Consider the following 8,245-nt stretch of genomic DNA (forward strand, 5'->3'; position numbering starts at 1 on the left):
AAAAGTACGTCGTGGTACTCTGAGGATCGCTGAAGGGATTCCATCGATGATTTTTGAAGTGGGCGAAACAGTCGTCTACCCCCACCACGGCGCGGCGACGATCTCCGAGGTCAAGACCCGCATCATCAAGGGCGAAGAGAAGATCTACCTCAAGCTCCGCGTCGCCCAAGGCGACCTCACCATAGAGGTGCCCGCAGAGAACGTCGAGCTCGTCGGCGTTCGCGATGTCATCGGCAAGGAGGGCGTCGACCGGGTCTTCGACGTGCTTCGCGCTCCATTCACAGAAGAGCCCACCAACTGGTCGCGCCGGTACAAGGCCAACCTCGAGAAACTCGCGTCGGGCGATGTCATCAAGGTCAGCGAGGTCGTGCGTGACCTGTGGCGGCGAGACCAAGATCGAGGGCTGTCCGCGGGCGAGAAGCGCATGCTCGCCAAGGCCCGGCAGATCCTGATTTCCGAGCTTGCGCTCGCCGAAAAGACCGACGAAGAGAAGGCATCCCTGGTTCTCGACGAGGTTCTGGCCTCCTAGCTCGTGAGCGCCTCCACGCCGGCGCCTCGCGTCGCGATCATCATCGTGGCCGCCGGCAGCGGAACACGCCTGGGCGAGCCGATTCCCAAGGCGTTCGTCGAGCTCGACGGCCGCAGCATCCTGTCGAGGTCGCTCGACCCGGTCTTCGGTCTCGCCGAGCCGACGCAGGTCGTCGTGGTCGCGCCGTCGAGCCATGTGCAGCGTGCGCGCGAGATCGTCGCGCAGGCCGCGGGCCCGGCCTCGGATGCCTGTTCGGTGGTCGCCGGGGGCGACTCGCGCCAGGCGTCGGTCGCGTCGGGCCTCGCCGCCCTGGTCTCCTCGATCGAGGTCGTACTCGTGCACGACGCCGCCCGGGCGCTCGCGCCGCGGTCGCTGTTCGAGCGGGTCGTCGCAGAGGTCGACCGAGCGGGCCGTGGTGCCATCCCCGGGCTCGCCGTGACAGACACGATCAAACGCGTCGACGCATCCGGCACCGTGCTCGAGACCGTCGACCGGGCGCAGCTGTCGGCCGTGCAGACGCCCCAGGCCTTTCCTCGCGCCGAACTCGTGGCGGCGTACGGCGCCGTCGATCGCGAGTTCACCGACGATGCCGCGTTGATCCAGCACGTCGGGGGCTCGGTCGCCATCGTCGAGGGTGATCCCTTGGCCTTCAAGGTCACGACTCCGTGGGACCTGCGACGTGCCCAGCAGCTGCTGGCCGAGGCGTCGCCGCCCGCCCGGCCGTCGACATCCGCTTTTCTGCGCACCGGTGTAGGCACCGACGCGCACGCCATCGACGAGGGCCAGCCGCTCTGGCTCGCCGGCCTCTTCTGGCCGAACGAGGCCGGGCTCGCCGGCCACAGCGACGGCGACGCGGTCGCCCACGCGCTGTGCGACGCTCTGCTGTCTGCCGCCGGGCTCGGCGACATCGGTGGCATCTTCGGCGTCGACGACCCTCGGCTCGACGGGGCCCACGCCGACGTCTTCCTCACTGAAACGCTGCGCCTTCTGGCAGTCGCCGGGTTCGCTCCGTCCAACGCCTCGGTGCAGCTGGTGGGCAACAGACCGCGATTCTCGCCGCGCAAGGCCGAAGCCGAGAAGCGCCTGACGACCCTGCTCGGCTGCCCTGTCTCGGTGTCGGCGACCACGACCGATTCCCTGGGGTTCACGGGCAGGGGCGAGGGCATCGCGGCCATCGCGACCGCCCTCATCAGAGAGGTGCCGCGCACGGCGCCCGGCCCGGTCACGGAGCACCCGGTGCACGCCGCCTAAACTAGCCGGGTGGCGCTTCGACTGTATGACTCGAGAAGCCGGACCCTGTCCGACTTCGTTCCCCTCGTTCCTGACCGGGTGGGAATCTACGTCTGCGGACCCACGGTTCAGTCATCTCCGCACATCGGGCACCTGCGTTCGGCGCTGGTGTACGACCAGTTGCGGCGCTGGCTGTCGCACTCGGGCCACCACGTCACGTTCGTGCGCAATGTCACCGACATCGACGACAAGGTGCTGCAGAACGCGGCAGGCAGCGACGAACAGTGGTGGGCTCTGGCCTACCGCATCGAACTCGAGTTCACGTCCGCCTACAACGCCATCGGTGTGCTACCGCCCAGCTATGAACCGCGTGCGACGGCGAGCATTCCCGAGATGCACGCGATAATCGCGCGCCTCATCGACGCGGGCTACGCATACGCGGCCGACGACTCCTCCGGAGACGTCTACTTCGATGCCCGGGCGTGGCCGCACTACGGCGAACTCACGCACCAGAGCCTCGACGACATGGCGCCGGCCACCGACTCCGATCCGCGAGGCAAGCGCGACGTGCGCGACTTCGCGCTCTGGAAGGGACGCAAGCCCGAAGAGCCGGAGTCGGCATCCTGGGAGAGCCCGTGGGGCCCCGGACGCCCCGGCTGGCATATCGAGTGCTCCGCCATGTCGACCAAGTACCTCGGCGCCCGCTTCGACATCCATGGCGGCGGAATCGACCTGCGGTTTCCCCACCACGAGAACGAACTCGCGCAGTCGACCGCAGCCGGCGACGCCTTCGCCAACTACTGGCTGCACAACGGACTCGTCTCGGTCGCAGGGCAGAAGATGTCGAAGTCGCTCGGCAACTCGATCTTCGCGGCAGAGCTCATCGCGTCGGCGCGGCCCCTCGTGCTGCGCTACTACCTGGGCGCGGCGCACTACCGCTCCACGCTCGAATTCCACGATGGGGCGCTCGCCGAAGCCGAGGCGGCGCTGGGCCGCATCGAGGGATTCCTCGACCGCGCGCGACGTCGACTCGACGGCACGCGCTTCGCATCCGACACCGTTCAGGTCATGCCCGACGACTTCGTCGCGGCGATGAACGACGATCTCGGGGTTCCCCAAGCGCTCGGAGTCGTGCACGACACCGTGCGCACGGGCAACGCGGCCCTCGACAACGAAGACCTCGTCGAGGCGGCGCACGCTCTCGGCGCTGTTCTCGCCATGACGAGCGTGCTCGGCATCAACCCCCTGTCCAACGAGTGGTCGACGACAAAGAGCGGGGCGACCGACGTCGCACTCGCCGCCCTCGTCGAACGACTGCTCGAAGACCGCCATGCTGCGCGGGAAGGCCGGGACTTCGTCACGGCAGACCGAGTTCGTGATGAACTGAACGCGGCCGGCATCACTATTGAAGACGGTCCCTCGGGATCGCATTGGAGTCTCGATGGCTAAATCAGGAGCGAACAAGCCCACCAGGGCCGGCGCCGTACGCAAGGCGAGCCGCGGCAAGGCGGTGGGTTCGGGAGGCCAGGGCCGACAGGCCCTGGAGGGCAAGAAGCCCACGCCCAAAGCCGAGGATCGTCCGTACCACCCCGCCGGAAAGGCGAAGGCCGCCAAAGAGCGATTCGTCGCGGCCGGCGGCAAGGGTGGTCGGGGCGGCAGCCGCGGCGCCTCACAGGATGTGAACCGCAAGCCGGCCCCGCGTCGCAGTGCCAAGAACGAGGAGTTCGAGGTGGTGACCGGCCGCAATTCAGTCGTCGAGGCGCTCCGAGCCAAGATTCCGGCCACAGCCCTCTACCTCGCGACCCGCATCGACATGGACGAGCGGGTGAAGGAGGCCTTGGCGCTCGCGACGAACCGCGGCATCCCGATTCTCGAAGTCATGCGCCCCGAACTCGACCGGCTCACGAGCTTCGACTCGGTGCACCAGGGGCTCGCGCTCAAGGTGCCGGCCTACGAGTACGCGCATCCGGTCGACCTGCTCGACGAGGTCCTTTCGCGAGGCGAGACGCCGCTGTTCGTGGCGCTCGACGGCATCACCGACCCGCGCAACCTCGGTGCGATCATCCGCTCCACCTCCGCCTTCGGCGGCCAGGGCGTCATCGTGCCGCAGCGCCGGTCCGTCGGCGTCACGGCATCCGCCTGGAAGACCTCCGCCGGTGCCGCAGCGCGCACGCCCGTCGCCATGGCCTCGAACCTCACGGCGACGCTGAAGGCCTTCAAGCAGAAGGGCGTCTTCGTGATCGGCCTCGACGGCGACGGCGACGTGTCGCTGCCTGGGCTCTCGTTCGCCGATGGACCGGTCGTCATCGTCGTGGGCAGCGAAGGCAAGGGCCTGTCTCGCCTCGTCACCGAGACCTGCGACGCGGTCGTGTCCATTCCGATCACTGCGGCGACCGAGTCGCTGAATGCGGGTATCGCCGCGAGTGTCACCCTCTACGAGATCTCCAGGCTGCGCGCCAAGAACTGAATTCCTCCCGTCAGGCTCAGGCAACAGGAGTTCAGTTCGACGAGCCTGTCGAGACGCCCGTCGTCACACCTTCAGTCGCCAGTCCTGTTCGTCGTCGGTGACGGCGGGCACCGATCCGGTCTGCGCCGCGACCGGAAGCGTGATCGTTCCGGTCGGTGGGTCGATGACCGTCGCTTCGTCACGCCGGTGGCGAAGCACATCGTTGATGTAGGCGTTGAGCGCCTCGGCAAGGGGAACGTCGCGCGTCTGCTGCTCGCTCATGAACCAGCGGTGTTCGAGCAACTGGTGGAACAGTTCGGCCGGTTCGAGTTTGCGCTTGAGATCGCGGGGCACGCTGCGTACGACCGGTTCGAAGACCTTGGCCACCCAGTCGTGGGCCATCATCTCCTCGTCGTAGTCGTCTTTGCTGTAGCGCGCGCTGAAGTCATCGAGGTCGTTGAGCAGGCGACGGGCCTGGTTCTCTTGTGCGTCGACCCCGGTGAGCCGCAGCAACCGTCTCTGGTGGTGTCCGGCATCCACGACCTTCGGCTGGATGCGCACCGTCGTGCCCTCGTCGTCGGTCTTGATGTCGAGCTCTTCGATGTCGAAGCCGAGCTCGTTGAGCCTGTCGACACGCTGATTGATGCGCCAGCGCTCGCTCGACGAGAACGACTCCTTGCCCGTCAGCTCTGACCACAGGGTGCGATAGGCGGCGAGGATGCCGTTGCTCACCTTGATGGGGTCGAGCTCGTCGTCGACGCGACCGCCGGCCTCGAGATCCATGAGTTCGCCGGCGATGTTGACCCGGGCGATCTCGAGGTCGTTCTCACGCTGGCCGTTCGACAGACCGCCCGAGAAGAGCTTGCCCGTCTCGGCGTCGACGAGATAGGCGGCGAAGGCGCCGGCGTCACGGCGAAAAAGGGTGTTCGACAGCGACACGTCTCCCCAGAAGAATCCGATCACGTGCAGACGCACGAGCAGCAGTGCGAGGGCGTCGACAAGCCGCGTTGCGGTGTCGGGGCGCAGCTGCTGCGAGAACAGCGCGCGATAGGGGAGCGAGAACTTGAGGTGGCGGGTCACCAGCACGCTGGGCAACGGATCGCCGTCGTCATTCGTGCGGTCGGTGATGACCGCGAGGGGATCGACACAGGGGATCTCGAGGCTCTGCAGCACGCGAAGCATCTTGTACTCGCCACCGGCCATGTCGTCGGTCGTCTCTTTGATCGCGATGACATGGCCGCTGAGGTGGGCGAAGCGCACCAGGTGGCGGGAGAGGCCCTTCGGCAGGGCGGCGATGTACTGGTCGTCCCATTCTCCGAGGGGCACGTTCCACGGCAGGTCGAGCAGGGCGGGATCGGTGATGGCCGAGGTGATGGTGAGGGAACCCCTCATTGCTGCTCCTTGCTGGTGAGCGAAGTCGACTGCGCTGTGGCCGAGCCTGGTATGGCCGAGCCGGATACGGATAAGCCTAGGGATAGAACACCACGAGCCCGTCGCCCGTGCATCGCGCCGTGGGGCGATGCATCAAGCGACGAGCTCGGTCGTGATGGTGCGCAGCGAACTAGCTGGAGACGACTGCCTTGTTGCCGAGACGTTCGCCCGACTCGGTGTCGAAGACGTGCACGTGATTCGGCGTGGCCGTGAGGTACACGATGTCGCCGAGCGACGGGTGCGAGCGACCATCGACGCGCGTCACGATGTCGGTGCGCTTGCCCTCGATCTCGGAGTGACCGTAGAGGTAGCCATCGGCGCCGAGCTCTTCGACCAGGTCGACCTCGACGGCGAGACCCTGGCCCTGGGAGGTGGAGACGATGATGTCTTCGGGGCGCACGCCGACTGTCACGCTCTTCGCAGTCGCCTGCGACAGCGTCTCGCGATCGACGGGAACGACTGACGAACCGAACGCGATGCCGCCGTCTACGATGTCGGCGTTGAACAGGTTCATCGCGGGGCTGCCGATGAAGCCGGCGACGAAGACGTTGTTCGGCTTCTCGTACAGGTCGCGCGGGGTGCCGACCTGCTGCAGAAGGCCGTCTTTCAGCACGGCGATGCGGTCGCCCATGGTGAGGGCCTCGGTCTGGTCGTGCGTGACGTAGACGGTGGTGACCCCGAGGCGGCGCTGGAGCGATGCGATCTGGGTGCGCGTCTGAACGCGGAGCTTGGCGTCGAGGTTCGACAGCGGCTCGTCCATGAGGAACACCTGCGGCTGGCGCACAATGGCGCGGCCCATGGCGACCCGCTGGCGTTGGCCACCGGAGAGTGCCTTCGGCTTGCGGCTGAGGTAGGGCTCGAGGTCGAGCAGCTTGGCGGCTTCGAGAACGCGTGTTGCGCGATCTTCTTTGCCGACGCCGGCGATCTTCAACGCGAAGCCCATGTTCTCGGCGACCGTCATGTGCGGGTAGAGCGCGTAGTTCTGGAAGACCATCGCGATGTCGCGGTCTTTCGGGGGAACGTCGGTGACATCGCGGTCGCCGATGAGGATGCGGCCCTCGTTGACCTCTTCGAGGCCGGCGAGCATGCGCAGGGTCGTGGACTTTCCGCAGCCCGAGGGGCCGACGAGCACGAGGAATTCGCCATCGGCGACCTCGAGGTCGATCTTGTCGACCGAGGCGCGGGTTGCGCCGGGGTAGACGCGGCTAGCTTTGTCGAAAGTGACAGATGCCATGGGTGTTGATCTCCTTCACCGGCAGGTACGTGCCGGACGATCCGTTGTGATGGATTGAACTGGGCCGTCAACAGTGTCGGTCCACCGTCCAGTATGGCATGATTCACGGCCCCCGAATGAGGCACCCTGCGCCTCCTGTTTGGAGATTTCCCAGTTATGCCCTCTACGCTGGGGGTTCCGGCCGCTTTCGGCCCGATCCGCCTCTTCTTCCTCACCCGGAGTTCTACACGTATGTCTTATGGCTCAGCCGGAGATGGTCGCCTCTCTAAGAACGACCGACGCGAAGCCGCCCGCGAAAAGGCAAAAGTCCTTCGTGAGCAGCAGCGAAAGAAAGATCTGCGCAACCGAATCTTCCTCTTCGGAGGCCTCGGCGTCGTCGTCATCGCGATCGGCGTTGCGGTCACTCTGATCATCGTGAGCGCCATCAAGCCCGCTGGTGCAGGCCCGCTGAACATGGCCAGCGACGGCCTCACCGTCGGCGAGGGTTTCGTCGCCGCGACGACCCCCGCGCTGGCGGCCGGAGACGAGCCGACCGTGCCGACCCCCGACTACTCCACCGGGGTCGTCGACATCCAGGTGTATGTCGACTACCTCTGCCCGTTCTGCGGCCAGTTCGAGTCGACCAATGCCGAGCAGATCGGCCAGTGGATCGAGTCGGGTGCGGCCACGCTGACCACGCATCCGCTGGCGATCCTCGACCGCGGCTCACTGGGAACCAAGTACTCCACTCGGTCGGCGAACGCGGCCGCGTGCGTGGCGAACTACTCCCCAGACAGCTTCTACGACTTCAACGCGCTGCTGTTCGCAAACCAGCCGGCAGAGAGCACGGAAGGCCTCGACAATGCGGCACTGAAGGGTCTCGTCAGCGATGCGGGGGCATCGAAGGTGTCGCAGATCGAAACCTGCATCGATGACACGCAGTTCAAAGACTGGGTCAGCGCGTCGACAGCTCGTGCCCTCAAGGGTCCGCTGCCCAACACCGACGTCGTGAAGGTCACAGGAACACCCACCGTCTTGGTGAACGGGCAGCAGTATTCCGGTTCGCTGACCGACGCCGACGCGTTCTCCACCTTCGTGCTGCAGGTCTCCAGCGAGGCCTACTCCACCGAGACGCCCACCCCGACGCCCGAGCCGACCGTCGCGCAGTAGCGCGTCATCCGGAACGCCTCGATCACGCCGCAGCTGATGGCTAGAATGAGGTGTTCCACCTGCCGGCGTGGCGCAATTGGTAGCGCACCGCTCTTGTAAAGCGGGGGTTGCGGGTTCAAGTCCCGCCGCCGGCCCCGAAGCCAAAAGCCCCTCGGATCTCATGGATCCGGGGGGCTTCTCGCCGTCTGTGGCGCGCTCAGGCGCGACGTGCGGTGCGGCGGTCGAC

Annotated in this window: 7 protein-coding genes and 1 tRNA gene; 6 read left to right on the forward strand and 2 right to left on the reverse strand. The window is 66.5% G+C overall.

Going from position 1 to position 8,245, the window contains the following annotated elements; genetic code table 11:
• Positions 1 to 46 precede the first annotated feature (46 nt).
• Genes ACE5CZ_RS09985 through rlmB form a run of 4 tightly spaced genes read left to right on the forward strand, consistent with a single transcriptional unit; the run spans position 47 to position 4,226 of the window.
• A complete protein-coding gene (locus ACE5CZ_RS09985; protein ID WP_301217972.1) occupies positions 47 to 529 on the forward strand; it encodes a CarD family transcriptional regulator in 483 nt (160 codons plus the stop codon).
• A 3-nt stretch (positions 530 to 532) separates the two neighbouring features.
• Positions 533 to 1,780: a 2-C-methyl-D-erythritol 4-phosphate cytidylyltransferase gene (gene ispD, locus ACE5CZ_RS09990; protein ID WP_374947179.1), complete on the forward strand. Its 1,248-nt coding sequence runs from the start codon at positions 533 to 535 to the stop codon at positions 1,778 to 1,780.
• Between the two features lie 9 nt (positions 1,781 to 1,789).
• The gene (gene cysS / locus ACE5CZ_RS09995) at positions 1,790 to 3,208 is read left to right on the forward strand and encodes a cysteine--tRNA ligase (protein ID WP_374947180.1); all 1,419 of its coding nucleotides are present in this window, start codon (positions 1,790 to 1,792) and stop codon (positions 3,206 to 3,208) included.
• Positions 3,201 to 4,226: a 23S rRNA (guanosine(2251)-2'-O)-methyltransferase RlmB gene (rlmB, locus tag ACE5CZ_RS10000; protein ID WP_374947181.1), complete on the forward strand. Its 1,026-nt coding sequence runs from the start codon at positions 3,201 to 3,203 to the stop codon at positions 4,224 to 4,226. Before cysS ends, rlmB begins: the two co-directional genes overlap by 8 nt.
• Positions 4,227 to 4,289: 63 nt before the next feature.
• Here the strand turns inward: rlmB and ACE5CZ_RS10005 are convergent, their stop codons facing one another.
• Both ACE5CZ_RS10005 and ACE5CZ_RS10010 read right to left on the reverse strand, forming a co-directional pair.
• Positions 4,290 to 5,597, reverse strand: coding sequence for a DUF4032 domain-containing protein (locus ACE5CZ_RS10005; RefSeq protein WP_374947182.1), 1,308 nt, complete (start codon positions 5,595 to 5,597; stop codon positions 4,290 to 4,292).
• A gap of 169 nt (positions 5,598 to 5,766) precedes the next feature.
• Positions 5,767 to 6,870, reverse strand: coding sequence for an ABC transporter ATP-binding protein (locus tag ACE5CZ_RS10010; RefSeq protein WP_374947183.1), 1,104 nt, complete (start codon positions 6,868 to 6,870; stop codon positions 5,767 to 5,769).
• Positions 6,871 to 7,101: 231 nt separating this feature from the next.
• Here ACE5CZ_RS10010 and ACE5CZ_RS10015 point away from each other — a divergent pair, with 231 nt between their 5' ends.
• Both ACE5CZ_RS10015 and ACE5CZ_RS10020 read left to right on the forward strand, forming a co-directional pair.
• Entirely contained in the window at positions 7,102 to 8,019 is a 918-nt protein-coding gene (locus tag ACE5CZ_RS10015; protein ID WP_374947184.1) for a DsbA family protein, read from the forward strand.
• Positions 8,020 to 8,080: 61 nt separating this feature from the next.
• Positions 8,081 to 8,153: transfer RNA gene (locus ACE5CZ_RS10020), tRNA-Thr, on the forward strand.
• Positions 8,154 to 8,245 lie beyond the last annotated feature (92 nt).

The sequence above is a fragment of the Agreia sp. genome, from assembly GCF_964263775.1.
Classification (GTDB): domain Bacteria; phylum Actinomycetota; class Actinomycetes; order Actinomycetales; family Microbacteriaceae; genus Agreia.

Excerpts from the sequence above, each read along its gene's own strand:
- ACE5CZ_RS10010 (WP_374947183.1), bottom strand. The coding sequence starts at position 6,870 with ATGGCATCTGTCACTTTCGACAAAGCTAGCCGCGTCTACCCCGGCGCA.
- rlmB (WP_374947181.1), top strand. The coding sequence starts at position 3,201 with ATGGCTAAATCAGGAGCGAACAAGCCCACCAGGGCCGGCGCCGTACGC.
- ACE5CZ_RS09985 (WP_301217972.1), top strand. The coding sequence starts at position 47 with ATGATTTTTGAAGTGGGCGAAACAGTCGTCTACCCCCACCACGGCGCG.
- ACE5CZ_RS10015 (WP_374947184.1), top strand. The coding sequence starts at position 7,102 with ATGTCTTATGGCTCAGCCGGAGATGGTCGCCTCTCTAAGAACGACCGA.
- ACE5CZ_RS10005 (WP_374947182.1), bottom strand. The coding sequence starts at position 5,597 with ATGAGGGGTTCCCTCACCATCACCTCGGCCATCACCGATCCCGCCCTG.